This window comes from Streptomyces sp. NPDC088706 (assembly GCF_044752765.1).
Lineage (GTDB): Bacteria > Actinomycetota > Actinomycetes > Streptomycetales > Streptomycetaceae > Streptomyces.
The window spans coordinates 54879-74731 of sequence record NZ_JBIVLW010000018.1 but is presented as its reverse complement, the minus strand read 5'-3'; the positions used below and the strand labels follow the sequence as shown (position 1 = coordinate 74731).

At 70.4% G+C, this 19853-nt stretch carries 16 protein-coding genes; 4 read left to right on the top strand and 12 right to left on the bottom strand.

What is annotated here, in order from left to right; all coding sequences use genetic code 11:
• Nucleotides 1-2 precede the first annotated feature (2 nt).
• The 8 genes from ACIQAK_RS28680 to ACIQAK_RS28645 all read right to left on the bottom strand — a co-directional run bounded on the left by ACIQAK_RS28680 (nucleotide 3) and on the right by ACIQAK_RS28645 (nucleotide 13352).
• A complete protein-coding gene (locus ACIQAK_RS28680; protein ID WP_366392089.1) occupies nucleotides 3-860 on the bottom strand; it encodes an ATP-binding cassette domain-containing protein in 858 nt (285 codons plus the stop codon).
• The gene (locus tag ACIQAK_RS28675; protein ID WP_366392090.1) at nucleotides 857-2875 is read right to left on the bottom strand and encodes an ABC transporter permease; all 2019 of its coding nucleotides are present in this window, start codon (nucleotides 2873-2875) and stop codon (nucleotides 857-859) included. Before ACIQAK_RS28675 ends, ACIQAK_RS28680 begins: the two co-directional genes overlap by 4 nt.
• On the bottom strand, nucleotides 2876-4075 hold the full coding sequence (locus ACIQAK_RS28670) for an ABC transporter substrate-binding protein (protein WP_366392091.1): 1200 nt from the start codon (nucleotides 4073-4075) through the stop codon (nucleotides 2876-2878).
• Between the two features lie 91 nt (nucleotides 4076-4166).
• Entirely contained in the window at nucleotides 4167-4574 is a 408-nt protein-coding gene (locus tag ACIQAK_RS28665; RefSeq protein WP_366392092.1) for a roadblock/LC7 domain-containing protein, read from the bottom strand.
• Nucleotides 4571-6991 (bottom strand): nitrate- and nitrite sensing domain-containing protein, encoded by a 2421-nt coding sequence (locus ACIQAK_RS28660; RefSeq protein ID WP_366392093.1) that lies wholly within the window; start codon nucleotides 6989-6991, stop codon nucleotides 4571-4573. The genes ACIQAK_RS28665 and ACIQAK_RS28660 overlap by 4 nt, the downstream gene beginning before the upstream one ends.
• A 338-nt stretch (nucleotides 6992-7329) precedes the next feature.
• On the bottom strand, nucleotides 7330-7722 hold the full coding sequence (locus ACIQAK_RS28655; RefSeq protein WP_366392094.1) for a DUF6009 family protein: 393 nt from the start codon (nucleotides 7720-7722) through the stop codon (nucleotides 7330-7332).
• A gap of 119 nt (nucleotides 7723-7841) precedes the next feature.
• The gene (locus ACIQAK_RS28650) at nucleotides 7842-9368 is read right to left on the bottom strand and encodes a phage/plasmid primase, P4 family (protein WP_366392095.1); all 1527 of its coding nucleotides are present in this window, start codon (nucleotides 9366-9368) and stop codon (nucleotides 7842-7844) included.
• A 1248-nt stretch (nucleotides 9369-10616) separates the two neighbouring features.
• Nucleotides 10617-13352 (bottom strand): AAA family ATPase, encoded by a 2736-nt coding sequence (locus ACIQAK_RS28645; protein WP_366392096.1) that lies wholly within the window; start codon nucleotides 13350-13352, stop codon nucleotides 10617-10619.
• 333 nt (nucleotides 13353-13685) lie between these two features.
• On the opposite strand from ACIQAK_RS28645, the gene ACIQAK_RS28640 reads away from it, so the two are divergent.
• Nucleotides 13686-14120 carry an ATP-binding protein gene (locus ACIQAK_RS28640; protein ID WP_366392097.1) on the top strand — a complete coding sequence of 145 codons (435 nt, stop codon included), beginning with the start codon at nucleotides 13686-13688 and terminating at the stop codon, nucleotides 14118-14120.
• Nucleotides 14121-14212: 92 nt separating this feature from the next.
• On the opposite strand, the gene ACIQAK_RS28635 is transcribed toward ACIQAK_RS28640, so the two are convergent.
• Nucleotides 14213-14512, bottom strand: coding sequence for a TetR family transcriptional regulator C-terminal domain-containing protein (locus tag ACIQAK_RS28635; protein WP_366392098.1), 300 nt, complete (start codon nucleotides 14510-14512; stop codon nucleotides 14213-14215).
• Between the two features lie 471 nt (nucleotides 14513-14983).
• Here ACIQAK_RS28635 and ACIQAK_RS28630 point away from each other — a divergent pair, with 471 nt between their 5' ends.
• Together ACIQAK_RS28630 and ACIQAK_RS28625 are read left to right on the top strand one after the other, a co-directional pair.
• Nucleotides 14984-15463: an amidohydrolase family protein gene (locus tag ACIQAK_RS28630; protein ID WP_366392099.1), complete on the top strand. Its 480-nt coding sequence runs from the start codon at nucleotides 14984-14986 to the stop codon at nucleotides 15461-15463.
• A gap of 178 nt (nucleotides 15464-15641) precedes the next feature.
• A complete protein-coding gene (locus ACIQAK_RS28625; RefSeq protein ID WP_366392100.1) occupies nucleotides 15642-16454 on the top strand; it encodes a DeoR/GlpR family DNA-binding transcription regulator in 813 nt (270 codons plus the stop codon).
• Nucleotides 16455-16478: 24 nt separating this feature from the next.
• Here ACIQAK_RS28625 and ACIQAK_RS28620 read toward each other — a convergent pair whose 3' ends face one another.
• A complete protein-coding gene (locus ACIQAK_RS28620; protein ID WP_366392101.1) occupies nucleotides 16479-16736 on the bottom strand; it encodes a hypothetical protein in 258 nt (85 codons plus the stop codon).
• A 68-nt stretch (nucleotides 16737-16804) separates the two neighbouring features.
• Here ACIQAK_RS28620 and ACIQAK_RS28615 point away from each other — a divergent pair, with 68 nt between their 5' ends.
• The gene (locus ACIQAK_RS28615) at nucleotides 16805-17374 is read left to right on the top strand and encodes a thiamine pyrophosphate-dependent enzyme (RefSeq protein ID WP_366392102.1); all 570 of its coding nucleotides are present in this window, start codon (nucleotides 16805-16807) and stop codon (nucleotides 17372-17374) included.
• A gap of 184 nt (nucleotides 17375-17558) precedes the next feature.
• On the opposite strand, the gene ACIQAK_RS28610 is transcribed toward ACIQAK_RS28615, so the two are convergent.
• Nucleotides 17559-18476, bottom strand: a complete 918-nt coding sequence (locus ACIQAK_RS28610; RefSeq protein ID WP_366392103.1) for a carbohydrate ABC transporter permease — start codon at nucleotides 18474-18476, stop codon at nucleotides 17559-17561.
• Nucleotides 18473-19849, bottom strand: coding sequence for an ABC transporter permease subunit (locus tag ACIQAK_RS28605; RefSeq protein ID WP_366392104.1), 1377 nt, complete (start codon nucleotides 19847-19849; stop codon nucleotides 18473-18475). The genes ACIQAK_RS28610 and ACIQAK_RS28605 overlap by 4 nt, the downstream gene beginning before the upstream one ends.
• Nucleotides 19850-19853 lie beyond the last annotated feature (4 nt).

Below are 19853 nucleotides of genomic sequence, written 5' to 3'. Positions count from 1 at the left end.
GGTCATCCTCTCGTCGTGGTGGTGGGCTCGTCGCCGTCGGCCCGTCGAGGGCCCGTGCTGCTACCGGCCTGGGTCCGGTCCGCCATCGGCGTGGCGGTGCCGCGGTAGGCGTCGCGGACCTCGGGGTGGGCGAGAGCCTCCCGTGTCGGGGCGGTGACGAGCACCCGGCCCGACGTCAGCACGCTCACCGTCGTGGCGAACCGGGCGACGACCTCGGCGTGATGCTCGACGAGGATGACCGCGACGCTCCTCGGCAGGCCGTCGAGCACGCCGAGCAGCAGCCCGATGTCGCCGTCGGTCAGCCCCGCCGCCGGTTCGTCCAGGAGCAGCAGACGCGGATGGCCCGCCAGCGCGGCGGCCAGGTCCAGCAGGCGCCGATGCCCGTGGGAGAGCGTGGCGGCCGGCCGGTGGGCGGCGTCCGCGAGGCCGACGGCCTCCAGGTGGTGTTCGGCGGACCGGGTGTGCAGCCGGTAGCGCTCACGGCTGCGCCAGGCACCCCGGCGCTTGGGGTGGTGGGGCCAGCCGGACAGTACGACGTTTTCCAGCACCGTCAACTCCGGTATCACCGAAGGCTGTTGAAAACTGCGGGCGACACCGAGGCGGCTGCGCTCGGCCGTGGCCGTACGGGTGATGTCCCTGCCGTTCAGGAGGATGCCGCCGCCGTCGGGTCGGCCGGTTCCCGCGATCAGGTCGAGCAGGGTGCTCTTGCCGGCCCCGTTGGGACCGATGACGGCGTGCCGGGCCCCTGGGGGAATCCGCAGACTGACGTCGTCGACCGCGGTGAGATGGCCGAACCTGCGGGTGAGCCCGACGAGTTCCAGCACCGGGGGTGGACAGACGCTGGGCGGTGACGTCGTCATGGGGATGCCTTTCCCGTGGGGGGCGGGACGGCCGCGGAGGGGGCCGGGGAGCATGCGCCGCCCGGCGGCCCGCTTGGACCGGGACCCGCGCGCAGTCCCGCCAGGCCGCGGGGCAGCAGGTACACGGCGGCGACGAACAGCACACCGAGCAGCAGCGGCCCGTGGCCGGGCCACCAGCCCGCGACCCAGTCCCGGGTGATGACGATGAACCCGGCGCCCGCCAGGGCGCCGATCACGGACGTCGTGCCGCCGATGACCGCCGCCAGCAGTGCGAAGGCGGCGATCTCGAAGCTGACGTCGGCGGGGGAGAGGTACTGCTGGACGGTGACCGTCAGCGAGCCGCCGACGCCGGCCAGAGCGCCGGCGCAGACGTGCGCCACCAGCAGATAGCGCCCCACCGGGTGCCCCGAGGCCCGCATCCGGGCCTCGGCGGACCGGGCGCCGGTCAGCAGCTTCCCGGCCGGCGAGCGCAGTACGAGCAGGGTGATGGTGACGGCGATGACGGCGACGACGAGGGTGTAGGTGTACAGCGCGCTCTCCTCGGTCATCCCCTCACCGCCCCACAGAGCCTGTGTCGGCGGGAAGCCGACGAGACCGTCGGCGCCGCCGGTGAGGGACGTGAACTGATTGATGGCCGCGCCGGTCAGCTCACCGATGGCCAGTGTGATCATCAGGAGGGTCGTGCCCCGGGCCCGGATCACGGCGGCCCCCGTCAGCACGGAGAAGACGGCGGCCGCGAGGGCCGAAAGGACGAGCAGGACCGGGCCCTCGGTCCACCCGGCGGCCGCCAGATTCGCGGTGGCATAGGCGCCGACGGCGAACGGCGCGGTCTGCCCCAGGGTGGGCAGACCGGCGTAGCCGGTGACGACGGTGACGCTGACGGCGAGCAGCCCCAGGGCCAGGGCGGAACCGGCCAGCGAGAGGCTGTACGCGTCGAGCACGCCGGGCAACGCGATCAGCAGCCCCAGCAGCGTGAGCGACGGAGCGGCCCGCCGCCACGAGACGCCGCGGGGAAGGCGCCTGAACCCGGCGAGCGCGCTCCTGTCCCCGCCTCGCCTCGCTGCGTCCTTCCGGCCGGCCGGACGCAGCGAGGCGAGGCGCTGCCTGAGCCGGTCCAGCGGGTCCGGTCCGGAGGGAGCCGGGGCGTGGGCCTGTGCCGGCTGTACGGAGTCGGAGCGGAACACCAGCACTGCCGCCATTGCGGCGAAGAGCAGGTACGGCGCCAGGTCCGGGGCCACCGCGACGCCCAGCGTCTGTACCTCGCCCACGGCGACCGCCGCCGCGATCGTCGCCCACAGGGAGCGCAGCCCGCCCAGGACGATCACCACGAGGGACAGCATCAGCACGTTCTCGGACGTGCCGGGCCCGGGGCCGATGATCGGAGCCCCGAGTGCGCCCGCCGCCCCCGCCAGCGCGCCCGCCGCCGCGAGGACGCCGGTGTGCACCGTACGGGGGTTGTGGCCGGTGGCCGCGAGCATCTGCGGGTCGTCGGCCGAGGCCCGTACCGCCGCGCCCATACGCGTCCGGGTCAGCACCCAGGTGCCGAAGGCCGCGAGCAGCACGGCCACCACGATGAAGACGAGCCGGTAGGCGGGATACCGGTGGCCCAGCAAGGTCACCGAGGAGTCCAGCTCCGCGGGCAGGTGCACCGGCAGCTCGTCCGCCCCGAAGAACTGGATGAGCAGATCGCCGCCGATCAGCGCCAACCCGAAGGTCAGCAGTGCCTGGGCGAGGTGCCCGCGCCCGGCGAGCGGAAGGGTCGCGGCGGACAGCACCGCACCGGCGGCGCACGCCGCCGCCGTTCCGGCACCGAGGCCGAGGAGCAGGCCCGACCAGGTCCCGTCGCTCAACCCGGCGGCCGTGTAGGCGCCGATCGCGTACAGGGTGCCGTGCGACAGGTTCAGCACACCCGCTGTGCCGAAGGCGAGGCTCAGGCCGGCGGCCACCACGAACAGCAGCAGCCCGTAGGCCACCCCGTCCACCACCGGCATGAGGTGGGCGTCGAGGAGCTCCATTCAGGTGCCGAGCGTCGCCAGGTCCTGGACCATGACGTTGGACAGCTGATTGCCGTCCGGCCGTACCTGCCGCAGGTACCAGGTCTGGACCGGCGAGTGCGCCGTGTCGCCGAACTCCCAGGTGCCGCGCGGGCTGTCGATCTGGCCCAGGGCCGCGATGGCCTTATTTATGGTCTGCGGTGTCACCTCGCCCCGCTTGTCGGCGTCGGCGATCGCCTGGTCCAGCACGGCGGCCGCGTCGTACGACGCCATCGCATACGTGGTGGGCTGTCCGAGGTACTTGTTCATCCAGTCGGCGGCGAACTTGCGGTTGGCCTCGTTGTCGAGGTCGGCCGAGTAGTTCTGGACGGAGTAGATGTCCTTCGCCGCCTTACCCTGCGCCTGGAGACCGCTGCCCTCGGTGACGAAGGCCGTGTACAGCGGGAGATGGGCGATGTCGGACTGCGCGTACTGCTTGACGAAGTCGATCGCGGCCTTGCCGGCGTAGAAGCAGTACACCGCCTTGGCGTTCGTCCGGGCGATCTCGGAGAAGTACGGCATGAAGTTGGTGGTCTTCGGGAACGGCGTCCAGGTGGTCGTGCCGCCGGGGTTGGCGAGTTCACCGCCGACGCGTTTGAATTCCTCGGTGAAGCCGCGCAGCTCGTCGTGGCCGCCCTGGTAGTCGGGGCCGATCGCGTAGACCGGCCCGTCGACGTCTTCCTTGACATAGGGGGCGATGGCCCGGCCCGGTTCGTCGGACAGGAAGCTCGTCGTCCACACGTACTCGATGTCCTTGACGGTCGGGCGGGCGTTCGACCCCACGAGGGGGATCTTCGCCTGCTGCACCAGTGGCAGCACCGCGTTGAACGAGCCTCCGGCGACCAAGCCGGTCAACACGTCCACCTTGTCCTTCTTGACCAGCCTGGTGGCCGCCGGGAGGGCGGTCGGCGGACCGTCCCCCTCGTCCGCGACGACGAGCTCGACCTCGCGGCCCCCCAGCTTGTTGCCGTGGGTCTCCAGGTACAGCTCGAAGCCGGCTCGCAGATCGGTGCCGACGGTCTTGTAGGTGCCGGAGAGGGAACTGAGCAGGCCGATCTTCACAGTGCCGTCGGTGCCGCTGTCACCGCTGCACCCGGTGACGGCTGTCAGACCGAGGGCGAGGACGGCAGCGCAGACCGGCCGGATTCTGCGACGACGTGCGAGGGGTGTGCCGAAGAACATGGGGGCTCTCATCCGTGGGAAGGGGCGGACCGGAGCCCGGGTGCGGAGCGGGCTCACCGGGCCGGGAGGAGGGGGAGGAGCGGTCCGGTGGTCAGCGCGAGATGGGTGCCGGTTCGCGGATCTGGGGGGACAGCGCCTCACCCACCTGATTGATCAGCTCGGACATCAGGTAGCTGACCTCGCCGATGTCCGCCTCCCTGGTCGTGGTCACCAGCAGCGAAGCCCCGTTGGAGACCGCCATCGAGAACATGTAGCCGCCCTCCATCGCTGTGAGGCTGTGCTCCACGGGATCGGTCTTCGTCAACTGGGCCGCGGCCGACAGCAGGTTGACCATGCCGGACGCGATGGCCGCCAGCCGGTCGGCATCGTCCCGGTCCACGCCGGTGTAAGCCAGCGCGAGCCCATCCACGGATACGGCTATCGCCTGAGTGACTTCCGGGATACGCGCGGCGAATCCGCTCAGGATCCAGTTCAGGTCGGAAGATGAGGATGAAGTCATTTCTCGTTCCGTTCGGTGTCATCGTCTGTGGCGGGACGGCCGCGGCCGCGGGTGCTCCTGTTGATTCCCTGGGCGTAGGCGGCCAGGACGTCGGAGACCTGCCGGGAGTCCCGGTGCCGGGGCGGGGCCTTGGGCGCGGGGGCGGCCGAACGCTGCTGCGTGCCGGGCCCGTGGGCCCGCTGCTGGGGAGAACGGTGGCGTTGCCGCATCGGCAGTCCCGAGGAGCTGACCGCAGTGCCGGGCGGACCCGGCTCACCAGGCACGGGGTGCGGGGCCGGCACGTTCCCCACCGCCCACTCGCGCGCGTCGGAGGATACGTCGCCGTGGGGTCGGTGGCCGTCGGCGGCAGGCATGCCGTGGCCGCCCGCGACACGGTCCGGGCCCTGGGGCCAAGCGGGGACGGCGCCCGTGAGGGCGTTGTCGTTCTGCCCGTTCTCGTACTGCCAGGGGGCTGCGAGGGGGTGCGGCTCCCCCTGGTACCCGCCGTCGCCGTGTCGCTCGTCGTCCGCCCGTGACGCCTCAGGCGGCGGGAGAACCGGGGCCAGTACGGCGGCGGGCAGGCTGACCTCGGCGATGGTGCCGGGGCCTGAGGAGTCGCGCAGCTCGACGGTGATTCCGTGACGCGCGGCGAGCCGTGCCACCACGTGCAACCCCATGGACCGGACGTCTCCGATACCGGACCCCGGCTCGCGCAGCGCGGCGTTGTGGGCGTCCCGGCGTTCCGCGGGGATGCCCACGCCCTCGTCGACGATCTGCACGACGGCCCGGTCCCACAGCCGCCACACGGTGACCCCGACCTGCTTGTCGGGGGGTGAGAACTGGGTGGCGTTGTCGAGCAGCTCCGCCAGGATGTGCGCCACGTCGTGAACGGCGCGGGCGGTGATACCGACACCGGGTTCGACGATGCCGAGCGACACCCGGTCGAAACGGGCGATCTGCTGGGCCGCCGCCATGATCACCGTGGCGCAGTCGACATCGGCCGAGCGCACCCGGCCGTGGCCGTAACCACCGAGTACCAGAAGGCTGTTGGTGTTGCGCTCCATGCGGATGGCGAGATGGTCGAGGGCGAAGAGGGTCTGCATGCGCTCGGGGTCCGACTCGTCGCGCTGCACCGTGTCCAGCTCGGACACCATGACATTGGTCAGCTGTGCCCCTCTGCGGGCGACACTGACCAGTGTCTCCGCGAACTGGGCGTGGGCGTGGGCCTGTTGGGCTGCCAGACGGACAACTTCGTGGTGGACGACGTTGAACGCCTCGCCGACGTCGCCGATCTCGTCCGTACCCGTGTCCTTGACGGGTCTGCCGGTCAGCAGGGCGACCTGCTCGGGAGGCGCACCGCGCAGTGCGCCGGGCCGGGAGATCCTGTCCATCATGGCGGGCAGCCCGGTATGGGCGACCTCGTGGGCGACGTCGCGCAGACCGCGCAGTCGTCGGACCATGTCGCGCCCGAGGCGGACGGCGACGACGACGGCCCCGACCAGGGTCAGCACCACCACGACCGCTTCCACCACGGCTGTCCAGATGAGTGTGCCGCGTACGTCGGAGACGGAGGCGACGATGGATGTGTCGATCCGCTTCTCCACCGAGCGCAGCAGTATCAGTCGGCCGTCGGTGGCCTTCTGCCACTCCTCGGGATTCGCCCGGATGTTCTCGCCCGTCGCCGTACGCCCGATCTCGTCCTCGAGTTGCCGGGCCCGCAGGGCCTTGGGACCGGAGAGTGTGCGCTCCATCCAGGTCCGCCACTGCCCGGGGCCGATGCGGAAGAGGTCAGCGGTCGACTTGGAGTAACCCAGCCTGGTCGCCTCGAACGCCCGCTGCGAGGCAATCGTGAAACTGCCCGCCGCCTGCGCTCTCAACACCGTGACCTGCTGCTGGGCCAGGTACTCGGCTGCCTGGGACAGGGCGGCGGCGGCCCGGATCCGGTCCGCGATGTCGGCGTCGACACCGTCGGCCTGGGCGATGCCGTCGCGGTAGGCGTTGAGGTCGGCGATCACGATCCGGTAGCCGAAGGCCAGGGCGGAGACGTTGGCTTCGCCCGAGCGCACATAGGAGCGCAAGGTGGATATCCTGTCGGCGAAGCCCTCGACACGCACCAGCGCCTCCCGCGCCTGGGCAGGGACGTGTGACAGGCGTCCGAGGCGGCCGCGGAACGCGGCGACACTCCTGTCGCTCGCCTCGGCACTCTCGCGGAACGCGTCCGCGTCCCCCTGTCCGGATGCCAGTGCGGTGGCCGTCGTCCGCTCGCGCTGCAACTGATGGGTCATCTCTCCCGCGCTCGCCGCCACCTCGACCATCGCGGTCAACCGATGGGCCTGGAGCGCTTGGTCGGTCGCGGGAGCCAGGGCCAGAAGCGAGAAGGTGAGGGCCACGGTGAGGGGCGCGGTGACGAGCAGGACGAGACGACGATTGATGTTCACTGCGCGGCTCCATCGCCGGAACCGACGCTGACTGCCGGAGACAAACAGACACCTGATAACGGTTGTGGGGGATGGTGGGGGGAGCGCTGACTGATTGCGATCATCGTCATGGGACGGGGGCGTGGGGCGCCCGGTGCGCGGCTTGCATTCTATGCCGTGACACAGCGTTCACCATCAAGCAGCGCTCACCGCCCATGAGCACTGAGAGTGGGCGGTGAGCACGAAGGGCCTGGTTGTGTGGGTGTGGTGACGACGTTTCGGGTTTTTCCGGGGGACCCCGGCCCCCGGGGTCCCGGCTCGTGCCGTCCCCCCTCGCACGGCGCCGGGATCTCCTTTGTTCAGGTGGCGGGGGCGGCCGGTGCGGTCATCGGAGCAGGGCCTCGCTGCGAACGCCAGGTCTTCTGCCCGGCTCTCCTGGGACGGATGGTCCGGGGATCGATCGCCTCGCCCGGAGCCCCTTCCTGGTAGAGCCCCTCGGGGTCGTTGTCCCGGTCGTGGGGGAGCAGGAAGAACACCCGGCGCCTGTACAGTCCGCTGTCCGGATCGGCGGGGGCCGTGTCATCGAGTTCCGTGTAGCCGACCATGCGGCCGTCCCGGGCGTAGCGGGGCTTGTTGCGCCGACGCGTCGTCTTGTCCAACGCCTGGCGGACGTAGTCGAGCTCGCCCACGTTCTCCAGCCACACGACCTCCGCCTCATGGGCCAGATCGCTGTCGCTCAGTAGCGAACTCACGGGTGCGATCCCTCCTCTGTGCGTCTGGCCGTGGCATGGTTCCATCGTACGAGGACCCCGCGGGCGGTACGACGGGTCGTCCCTGCGAGAGGGATCGGGTTGTGGTCGCTCAAAGCCATCTAGTCCACCACCAGTCCGATGCCGGGATAGAACTTCCTGCCGTTCGACTTGATCATGTCCGTCGGTGAGGCGAGCCCCACGTCCTGGCGCACCCGGTGGGCGAAAGCCCGTGCGCTGGCGGGCCGAATGCCCTCGCTCGCATTGCACCACGAGCTGTAGCTCGCGTACAGCAGCCCCTGTTCCACGCGGAGTTCCCCTCCATTGTCGCTCTCCCGGGTACAGCACTCGGCGAGGAAGCGGCCGATGTGGTCCTCGGTCGTGGCGTAGGCGCGGGTGGCGATACGGACCCGGTCCGGGCCGGAGAGCGTGTCGCGTGTGGTGAGGTAGCGCTGGGCGCCCTGGACGAGCCACTGGAGGATGCCGGGTCCTTCGTCGCGGACGAGTTCGAGTGCCAGGTTGTCGATCTTGCGTTCGTCGGAGACCACGCGCTCGAAGGGCAGGAGCCGGATCCTGCGCCAGAAGGCGAATCCACCGGTGCTCACCTCGGGGCGGTGGTTGCCGAGCAGCCACAGGTGGTGGGTGGGGCTGAAGGAGAAGTAGTCCTGGCGCATCCGCCGGGCCTTGATCTTGTCGCCACCGGTGAGCAGGCGCACCCTGGCCTCGTCGAACTTGTCGTTCGGCTTGAGCTCGCTGCACACGACGAGCCGGCGGCCGTGCAGTTCCGTCAGTTCGGTGGAGTGCTCCGCGAACGCTCCACGGTCCATGAGGAAGCCCGGCGGGGCGGCGTCGGCGTAGTCGCCGAGGATCTGCATCATCACATCGAGCAGGACGGACTTGCCGTTCTTCCCCTCGCCGTGCAGGAACGGCAGTACCTGGGCGCCGACGTCACCGGTGATCGAGTAACCGAGCAGGAGATGCAGGAAGTCGATCATCTCCCGCCCCTCCTCGTCCTCTCCGAAGGTGTCCTGCAGGAAACGCAGCCACCGGGGGATGGGCATGGTCTGCGGGCCGACGCTGGTGGCGCGGGAGTGACAGTCCTTCTCCGGGTCGGGCGCACGCAGCAGCCCGGTGTACAGGTCGACCACTCCCGCCGGTGTGCACAGGGCGTACGGGTCACCGTCGAGTTCGTCGGGTTCTGCCGACAGGTGCGGTGAGGCCTTGGCCTGGGTCAGCAGCGCCTTCATCCCGGCGGTGGACAGGGTCCTCCTGCGGTGCACGTACAGCTCGCGGTCGGTGAAGCGTCCGCTGGGATCGCTGGTCGGCAATGCCTCGGCCATCTCGCCGGCCGCCCACAGGGCGGCCTTCTCCCCGCCCGTCCGCTTCCAGCGGTATCCGTCCCAGGAGAACCAGCCGAGGCCGTCGAAGTGGCGGAACTGGCTGCGGAACCGTTCGACGAACAGCTTGGCGTTGCCGCGGTCCGACAGCGACTCGGGCAAGTCCTCGGTTGCGCCGCTCCGCGGCCGGGGCAGCGCTGCCTCATCCCCCTGGACGGGGGCCGTCCGCCGGCCCTCCTCGAAAGCCTCCAGCGCGAGCATCTGCTGAGCCGCCGCCGCCGCGTCGAAGTGCGTGCTTCCGGCGCCGGTCATCGGCGTCCCTGGAGTGGGACGGGGTGCCTGCCGCCGGCGGTCGGACCAGTCTCGATGACACGTTCGTTGCGCCCGGGGGCAAGCGGATGGACAGGCCAGCCGTGCGAGGCGCACCGGAGTGCCACCCTCACGGGGGGCACAGGGGGTTTGTTCGCAGTCGAAAGCACGTGGTCGTCCTTGTCGAGGGCGCTGATACACCGTCCGATACCCTCGACCGGCGTTGAGCGGCGGAGAGGTCCCAGCAGCAGGGACGGTAGGGACTGGGTTTTCGATGAGTGTAATACCTGTGGGCCGATATCAAGACCGTGTGTCTCGTTTCACCGGCTTCCCGGCTCATCGGTCCCATGTCCGGGCGGGCGGGCCGCCTTTTTCCGCACGTGCTTCTTCTGGGCCAGTGAATACACCTTCTATTTGTTCAGCGGTCAACAGCCTTCTGCTCGGAGCCGTCCACCGGGCGGCAGGGGCTGAAGCGTCCAGGGTTTGCAGAGCCTCGGTCCTGGTGGGTTCTTGCAGCTCAGGGGGTGTCTGGGTAGGGAAGGAGGGGCTGAAGGGGCTGAGTCCCGCATATAGCTCACCGCAGAGCGGATCGAGTGAGAGTTCGCGCGGGCGTCGAAGATCATCAGTTCGGGAGGGAGATAACAAGAAGACTGCGTCCCTTTGGTCCCTCCAGCCACAGTTTCACCCTCTTGACCTGCGGCTTTACTGTAGGGACGCAACAGGAGCGCAGCACTGTCCGGTGTCGTCGGCCGTTCTGTCGACACGGGCCGGGGTGTCGGTAAAAACCTCCATGCTAAGAAATTCTGGAGAGAGGATGAAAATCTGGCAGAAACTGCTCAGATCTCCTGAGCGCTTTTCGGGATGCGGTGCACCGCGCGGAGAAAAAACCCCTCCCGGTCGAAAAACGCGCAGGGAGGGTGAGCGCTTTTTGTGAGCAAGCCGCTGCCTACTCCGGAGTACAGCGAGGAGCGCCGGGTCCCGGCGCTCTGTGAGGCGATGAATCGGTGCCGGCGGGTGTAGTTCTCTCAGCCGACCCGGAGCCGGTCGTAGTACGTGCCTGTTTCTCCACGGGCATGGAATCCCTGATATGGGGCGAGCGTGCTGTCACGAAGCGTTTCGACGAAAGGAACACCCCGGGAGCGTCCTCGGCGAGCAGCTCCTCGGCCTCGTCGAAGGCGCTCTCCGGCATCAGGTCCAGATCGAGTTCGATGCCGGCACCGCGTGGGCCGGTTCGCGCCCGGCCCGGTCCCGTCAGGACAGCCGTTCCTGCATCAGGTCCCGCAGCTCGTGCCGGCCCCGCAGCTCGTGCTTGGTGTAGATGTTGCCCAGGTGGTACTCGACGGTCTTCGCACTCAGATAGAGCTCGGCCGCGATCTCGCGGTTGGTCCATCCCCGGGCCACGAGATCGGCCACGTCCTTCTCCCGGTCCGACAGAGCCTCCCAGACGTCGCGTGCCGTGTTGGCGGCGGCGGGACCGTCCCCGGCTCGCGCACGGCTCGCTTCGGCGAACTTCTCCGCCCCCATGCGCCGGAAGGCCGCTTCGGCTTCCCGCAGCGCCGTCCGGCCCTGCTCCACCTCGTTCCGGTCCAGGAGCAGCGCGCCGAGGTCATGCCGTACGAAGGTCCTGATCAGCAGGGGGTCGCCACCGTTGCGGGGGAGGTTCAGGGCAGCCCGGTACAGGTGGACCGCCGTGTCGTCGTCACCTCTGCGGACGGCCGCGGCTCCTTTGGCCCAGGCGCAGGCGAGGGGGTGCATCGCCCCCCGCCCGGTCGAGCTCTCCAGCCGTCGGATCACTTCCTCGGCGCGCACCAGGTCGCCGGTGCGGGCGTGGGCGACCGCCAGCAGTGGCAGATGGGGCAGGGCGTACAGCCGGGTGCGGCTCGCATGGGCCGGGTCCGTGTAGACCTGCTCCAGCAGGGCGGCCGACCGGCTGTAGTTCTGCTTCCCGAACTCCACCGCCGCCCGCGAGGCGTAGAGGTGAAAACCGGGGCCCGGGAAGTCCACCGACATCTCCACCTCCGCCGCCTCGTGGAGGTCGGCCTCGGCGGCCTCCGGCCGGCCGGAGAAGGAGAGCAGGATCGCACTCAGGCAGTGCAGCGCGAAGAAGTCCGGAGAGCGGCCCGCGGTCTGCGCCACGTCGCGCGCCACGGACAGGGTCCGGGACGCCGCCCGCCAGTCGCCGAGGAAGAAGTGGCACCAGACGCTGTACAGCAGCGGGGCGGTCACGCTGATCCGTGACATTCCCCAGTTACGTCGCCGGGCGGCCACCGACAGGTCCAGCAGCGCCCCCGTCAGATCGCCTGCCAGCATCCGGAGCATGCCGCGATGCGTCAGGGAGTCGGTCTCGGCGAGTGAGACCGATCCGGAGTCCTCGCCCAGGTACTCCAGTTGCAGAATGCCCGAGGCCGGCCCGCCGACGAGCGCCTGCCCGTAGGCGCTGTTGGCGTGCGCCATGCCCCGGACCACTTCGCCCTCGGCGTGCCGGAGCGCGTAGGCGGAGGATTCCAGTGCCTCGGCGCCCCGGCCCAGGGAGCATGCGGTCATGCCGGACTCGGCTGCCGCGATCGCCGCGGCGGGCCGTTGCGCGAGTGACTCGTACGCCTCCCACGCCTCACGCAGCCGGACGTGCGCCGCGGTGTCCTGGCCGTCGGCGAAGTCCAGGAGACCCAGCACCTCACTGCGGCGGGGTCCGGAGGGGACGCCTGCCACCCGTGCCCGGTGCTGCAGCGCGGAGCGGTACTGACCCGTGATCACCAGCAGCCGGACTCCGCTCAGCAGGGCCTCTTGACGTCCGGCGGCGCTCGGGTCGATCTGGGAGGCCGCCAGGCTGTACTGCGCTGCCAGCGCGATCTGTCCGTAACCGGCTTCCTGACGGGCCGCGGCGTGCAAGGTGGCGGCGAGCTCGGGCTCGTAGGACTCGGCGGCGGCCACCTGGTGGCGCCAGCGCTCGGGAGGCTCCAGCACCTCGGCGATCCGGCGGTGAGCCGAGGTCCTCTCGCTCTGGGACAGGGCGGCGTACAGCGCCTGCCGCTGGCCCGCGTGCAGCAGGCGCAGCTGGGGGACTCCGTTCTCCTGGGACCAGAGCACCATGTGCCGCTCCGCCAGCGGCTCGGCGTCCTCCAGAACGGTCTCGGACCGCAGGAGAAGACTCAGCAGGGGGACGGAGGCCGGTGCGTCCAGGACGGCCAGCATCCCCAGGATTCTGCGTGCGGCCGGGCTGAACGTACGAGCCCATTCGCCCACCACGTCGCTCAGGGGAGGGGGCACGGCGAAGGCCGGGCGGTCGGGCAGACCGCCCGGCAGCGCGCCCAGCACGGCTTCCAGATAGAGGGGGTTGCCCTCACTCCACTCCACCAGGGTCTGTGCCCGGGACTCGGAGGGGGCCCGGCCCAGCCGGCCGGCCACATAGGAGCGCGCCTCGGAGACCGTGAACCCCTCGATCTCGATGCGCTCCAGCCGTGCACCCGCGCTCTTCAGGCCCATGTCCGCGACCGTGCGAGCGGGCCGGTTCGTGCCGATCACGACGAGGACGCGGTCGACGCCCAGTCGCAGCAGCGCGAAACCGCATGCCTGGAGGGTGCTGAGGTCGATGTCCTGGGCGTCGTCGAGATGGACCAGAACGGGGCGTGCGCTCTGGGCCCGGTCGAGTGCCTCGATGATCTCGGTGCCCATCTCGAGCACGGACGGGCCGGGCCCGACACCGGCACGCGCGTCGCCCCCCGGCTCGGGGCGCACCTGCGAGAGCAACCGGGAGGCGGTGGCGAAGGGGTTCTCCCTCTCATGTGCCGAGCCGACGACGGACAGGACCGTGAAGGTCCCGCCGAGTGTGGTCACGAAGTGATCGACGAGGGTGGTCTTGCCGATGCCCGCGGGTCCCGACACCAGGACGACGCCGGGAGTCCCTGCCGCCGCGGCCGCGGCCGCGTGCCGCAGCCGGCCGAGTTCCACCGACCGGCCGACGAAGGAGCGCGGGGAGTTCTCGTCCATGTCACCACCTCGCCACTCGATACACGAGGGCGCAGCACATCCGCGATGCAGCCCGGCTCCGGCGAGGACCCTTCGCTCTCAGATATATCTCACTACCCACGGTGATCCGGACACATCGGGTCCCTCCGCCGTTGGGCGCGCCTCCGTGGTGGCGGGTGTGCCCCGGGGAGCGGCGTTAGGGAGAGACCCTTACCGGCCGGGCGCCGGATGGTGTGAGAGTGACATACATACAGCTGTCCTGGCGGACTCCTTGTGCCGTGGCTTTCGCCAGGCCGTGCCACCACCTCGCTGACCTGGCCGGTGTTTCGCCGGCCCGGTGAAAGGCAGGAAGCCGTGATTGCGAACAAGTCCTGGACCGACGTACGTACACCGTCCGTGACGGTGGACCTGACATGCCGTCAGGAGTCCGTGCGCCAGGCCCGGGAGGCGGTGCGCAGTTATGTGGAGACATACAGCCCGCCGGCCGCCGGCGACGCCCGCCGCGTGGACGATGACGCGGACCTTCTGCTGGTCGTACGCGAACTGGTGACGAACGCCCACCGGTATGCCGAGGGACCCAGGCAGATGCGGTTGGAAATGAGCGGCGGGAAGCTGTTCATCGAGGTGAGCGACGGCAGTTGGTCATCACCCTGGGGCGCCCGCGTGGAGGAGCGGGCCGCTGCCGGTGGTTTCGGCCTCGGCTCGGTCCTGTCCCTGGTCGAGGGCTGGTCCACCGTCTGCACCAGCTGGGGCAAGAGGATCCAGGTCGTCGTCCCGCTCTCCCGCTGACGGGAGAGGAGGGCGCGCCGGGGGCGGGGTTCAGCGTCGGGGGCCCAGCGAGCCGGCGTCGATCCCGAGCTCGGCGGCCGCGTGCTCGCGCATCAGGCGCCGGCCTCCTCCTTCTTCAGCACTCCGCGTCGGCCGATCATCTGCATGGCGAGTCCGTCGAGGAACAAGGTGATGCGCCAGGTCGCCACGCGGGCGTCGGAGCAGTGGAACTCCCCGCGTGCCATGCCCTCCGCTATCAACGAGGTGAAGATCTTCTTCCACTCCTCGTCCATGTTCTCCATGACCGTGCGCAGGCCCTTGTCGCACAGACCGGCGGAGTAGCCGTCGATCCAGAGCCGCCATCCCGGAGCCGCCTTCGCCGTCGGGCTGTACAGCCGCAGGAGGGCTTTCATGCGGGTCAGGGCGGAGCTGGGCGGGAGAGCACCGCTCGCGCCCCGTCCAGCTCCAGCCGCACCGCATGCGCGAAGGCCGCCCGGACGCCGGCGGGACGGCGAGGACTGGGGAAAGTCCCTGAACCGGGGTCCTTCGACGATCTCGTTCACTTTCCAGCGAATTGATGGGTTGACCCCGGTATGCCCGCACCGTAGTTTCCGGACGTAGTGCGGCGTCGGCGGTTTCCCGGCGCCGCCCCCCGCGACCTGCTCGCTCTCCTCGTTCCCCGCGACAGCGAAGAACCTCCGCTCCACCGACGATTTCGTCCCACTCATCGAGGTGGTCCGGCGCCGTGACGGGGATCGGCCCGATGGCATCGGTCCGCGGCATTCCCGCCGGGACGGCCGGCGGTCCACGACCCCCGGCCGACCGCGCCCTCGGCCGTACCACCCGCCGGCACGTTCCGCGACGGCACCACGAGAGGACGAGGAATGCCCCACAGCAGAGCGAAGACACCCGGGCCCCCGGCCGGCACGCGGGACGGCGACTGGTGGAACCAGCACGCCGACGCCTTCGACGACGAACAACGCGCCAAGAACGACGAAGCCACCGAACGGCAGCGCCAGGCGTTCGCGAAGGCGGTGCGCGCCGGGGTGCGGATCGGCTTCGGCACCGATGCCGGTGGCTTCCCCCACGGCCTCCGGGCCCGTCAGCTCGGCACCATGTGCGACCTCGGCATGAGCCCGTTGCAGGCCCTGCGGGCGGCGACCCTCACCAGCGCCGAGTGCACGGGGTGGCAGGACCGCGTCGGTTCGATCGCTCCGGGCAAGTACGCCGACCTCATCGCCGTTCCCGGCGACCCTCAGGACCCGGCGTCCTTCACCGACGTCCGCTTCGTGATGAAGGGCGGCGCGGTGGTCCGCGACGATCTCACCGCTGAGCGGGCGACCGGCCCGGCCGACAGACCCTAGGGACTTTCCCCGGTCCGTCCGCGAAGTGCGCAGGAGAGAGTTGCGGTTGCCGGTACTTCCCGTACCGGCCCGCCCGGCACCGAACGGTCGGGGCGTCGTCGCCGTCCTCGGTGCGCCGCCTGTCGACCGGTGCCCGCGGGTCGTCAGTGCTTCGGACCGGTCGGAGAGGCAGGCGGAGATGAGTGACAGGAAAAGCGACGAGCGCATCTCGGCGGTCTTCTCGCTTCTTTCGCAGCGCGGAGAACTGCAGGTGCGTCTTCTCCCCGGTCTGCTCGGCGTCTCCGGAGCCACCGTCCGGCGCGATCTGGCGGTGATGGAGGAGGCGGGCCTCATCCGTCGCTCCTACGGAAAGGTCATCGCGGCCCGCCGGGGCACCGAGCTGCCGGTGAGCCTGCGGCTCGCGCAGAACACGGAGGCAAAGCGCCGTATCGGCGCCCTGGCCTCGTCACTGATCCCCTCCCGGCCGCTCGTCATCGCGATGAGCGGAGGCAGCACGGTGGGGTTCGTCGCCAAGAACCTGGGCAACCGGTCGGACCTGACGGTCGTGACGAACGGCCTGGGCACGGCGACCTCCCTGATGACGCGCAGCTCCGTGCAGGTCGTCGTCACGGGAGGAAACGCGCGGTCGCTCTCGCACGACCTGGTCGGGAGCCGCGCCGGGAAGGAACTGCGCTCGTACCGCTTCGACTACGCGGTCGTCGGAGTGGACGGCATCAGTCCGGAGGCCGGATTCACCCGCCACAGCACGAGCGGGGCGGAGATCGACCGCATCATGCTGGAACAGGCGGACCACACCATAGTCGTCGCCGACAGTTCGAAACTGGGCAGGGCGCGCCGGGCGAAGATCGCCGACATCGCCTGCGTCGACACTCTGGTGACCGACTCGCACGCCAGTGCCGACATGGTCGCAGCTCTGCGCAGGATCGGGGTGAACACCACCACGGTGGTGGTTCCCCCCCAGGCCGAGGGCCGCTGCCTCCCCTTCATGTGAGGTACCGGCGGGGTCGTGAAGCCTTCAGGCGCCGGCGGAGAGGTGCGAGGCGAGCCGGAACAGCTCGGGCGGGGTGCCGGCACCGGTGACCAGGTCGACGGCGAGTTCTCCGATGAGCGGGGTGAATTTGGCGCCGTGCCCGGAACAGGGGGAGCAGACGACGACGGGCCCCACCCGGTCGAGGAGGAAGTTCTCGTCGGGCGTGCTGGTGTAGAGACAGGCGGCCTCCCCGCGCGGCGTGGCCTCGCAGCCCGGTATCCAGCGGCTGACGTAGTCGGCCATGGCCGCGGGGCGGCAGCAGCGGCGCCGCCCTTGGACTTCGGGCGCTCGCCGAGCGTATCGGCGCGCCCGTGGTCACCACCGCGAACGGCGAGGGCATTCTCGTCGGCGACTCCGCGATGTCCTGCTACTACGGCGCGCTGTCCAACACCCCCGCCTACCGGCCCCGTTCGTTTCTCCACCCGACAGGTCCGGGCGCCCTCGGCTACGGTCTGCCCGCGGCCATAGGAGCCAAGCTCGCGCGGCCCGGTGCGCCGGTCGTCGCCCTGCACGGGGACGGCGGCCTCATGTTCACCGTGCAGGAACTCGCCGCCGCCGCCCAGCTGCGGCTTCCACTGCCCGTGATCGTCACGGACAACGGGGGCTACGGCGAGATCCGCAACGAGATGGCGCAGCGGGGCGACCCCGTCCACGCCGTCGGCCTTCCCGCCGTCGACTCCCCGGCGCTGGCCCGCGCCCTGGGCTGCCGAGGACTGAGCGTCGAGGACGGCGACGCGCTGGAGCACGCTTTGGAACGGGCTCTCACCGCGGATCGGCCGACCCTGATCCACCTGCCCGGATCGCCCGCTGAGGCGTCGGCGCACCCCCTGGGCCGCGACCCCCGCGCGCCCGGGCCGAGATCCCGCGGAGGAGAACGATGAACGCCCTCACCGAACCCTGGCCGCTCACCAGCGAGCTCGGCGGCGGCGGCTCCACCGATGTGTTCACCCAGTGCCTGGTCCAGGAGGAGCCGTTTCCCGCAACCTTCCCTGACCCCGCATACCACTCGCCCGCCCCCCGTCCGGCGGTACGGAAAGGGAGCGGGCGAGTGGCGTGGGGGAGGGGTCACTTGACGGATCCGGCCATCACCCCCTGGACGAAGTGCCGCTGGAAGGCGAAGAAGACGACGACGGGGACGACCAGGGAGAGGAAGGCACCGGGTGCCAGGACGTCGATGTTGCTGCCGAACTGCCTGACCTGGGACTGGAGTTCCACGGTGAGGGGTTGCGAGGAGGTGTCCGCGAAGAGCAGGGCCACCAGCATGTCGTTCCACACCCAGAGGAACTGGAAGATCGCCAGGCTGGCGATGGCGGGGCGCCCCACCGGGAGGACGAGCCGGGTGAAGATCCGCCACTCGGTGCCGCCGTCCATCCGGGCGGCCTCCAGCATCTCGCGCGGTATGTCGGCGAAGTAGTTGCGCAGCAGGAAGATCGCGAACGGCAGCCCGTAGGCGACGTGGAAGAGCACCACGCCAGGGATGGTGCCGAACAGTCCCAGCTGGCCGAAGAGCTTGGCGACCGGCAGCAGGCCGATCTGGACCGGGACCACGAGCAGCGCCACGACCAGGAGGAAGATCCAGTCCCGGCCGGGGAACTCCAACCAGGCGAAGGCGTACCCGGCCAGGGCGGCGATCACGACGACCAGGACCGTGGTCGGCACCGAGATGAACACCGTGTTCCAGAAGGCGCGGGTGATCCCGGTGTTGGCGAGGAGGGAGGAGTAGTTGTCGAAGGACAGCCGGCCGGGGCTGGTCAGGGTGGTCCACCAGCCGCTCGACGCGTTGTCCTGTGCGGTGCGGAGCGAGGACAGGAGCAGGCCGGCCAGCGGGGTGATCCAGACGAGACCGACCACGGCGAGGAACGCCTGGACGAGGGTGTTGCCCAGTACGCGGTTGAGCCGGCGTCCCGCGGAGCGCCGGACAGGCGCGGGCGGGGCGGCCGCCGGTTCCACCTCCGCCGGCCGGGCGGGTGCGGTGGCGCTCATGACTGACTCCTGCGGAAGCGGCGGACGTTGAAGACCATGGCGGGGATGACCAGAACCAGCAGCAGGACGCCGAGCGCGCTGCCCAGTCCCTGGTTGTTGCCTCCGCCGAAGGAGACCAGCCACATCTGGGTGGCCAGCACGGTGGCGTCCTCCTGCACCGGCCCGGGCGCGATGATGTAGACGAGGTCGAAGACCTTCATCACATTGATCACCAAGGTCACGAAGACCACGGTCAGGATGGGAGCCAGCAGCGGCACGGTGATCTTGCGGAACACCTGCCACTCGCTCGCGCCGTCCATCCGGGCCGCTTCGAGGGTGTCGCGCGGCAGCGAGGACAGCCCGGCGCCGATCAGCACCATGGCGAATCCGGTCCAGATCCACAGGTACGCACCGATGATGGCCGGGGTGACCAGCGTGGGTCCGAGCCAGGAGACGCCCTCGTAGGGAGCGGCGAAGTTCTCCGCCGGGAGCCGCACGGTGTACGAGCCGGGGCCGAGGTCCCGGAAGTCGAAGGAGCCGTCGGCGGCCGTGGTGGTCCGGCCGACGGTCCTCCCGTCCCGTACCGCCTCGACCGCCATGCCCGGCAGCCCCTTCTCGGCCCGGTCGACCTTGCCCTGTTCACCGCCGCCGCCCGGTGTGAAGTCCAGGTACACCACGCCGCGCAGCTCGGTGTCCGCGCTCCGGTGGGAAGCCGCGGGGAGGGCCGGCTCCGCCTCGGATGGGACGTCCTTGGGGGCCACGCCGACGAGTCCCAGAAACGCTGTGTCGCCGGGCGACGCGGTCCTGGCCGTGGCGTACGACCCGTCGGGGCCCTTGGCCAGGCCCTGACCCTCACGGGCTCGTGCGGTGGGATAGGAGGACGTGTCCTCGAAGGCGTCGTGCACCCCGGTGACGGCGGCGTTGAGCACACCCTTGTCGGGGTCCTCCTCGTAGGCGAGGCGGAAGATGATGCCGGCCGCGAGGAAGGAGACGGCCATCGGCAGGAACAGCAGCAGTTTGAACGCGGTGGCCCAGCGGACCTTCTCCACCAGGACGGCGAGGATCAGACCGAGCCCGGTGAGCAGGGTCGGAGCGACGACGATCCAGATGGTGCTGTTGCGGATGGCCTTGAGGGTCACCGGGTCGCGGAACACCTCGACGTAGTTCCCGGCGCCGACGAACCGGCTGCCGTCGGCGTCGAAGAGGCTGCGGCCGACCGAGAACAGCACCGGGTAGAGTACCAGCGCGCCGAGCAGGAGCAGCGCCGGCAGGGCGAAGAGCAGGGCGATGACGCGTTGGCGCCGTCTGGCGCGCGCCCGGGCGTCGGCGCCCCCGGGCGCGGGTCCCGCGGAGCGGGGGCCCGCTGCCCGGGCGGGGGAGATGGTGGCGGTCATGATG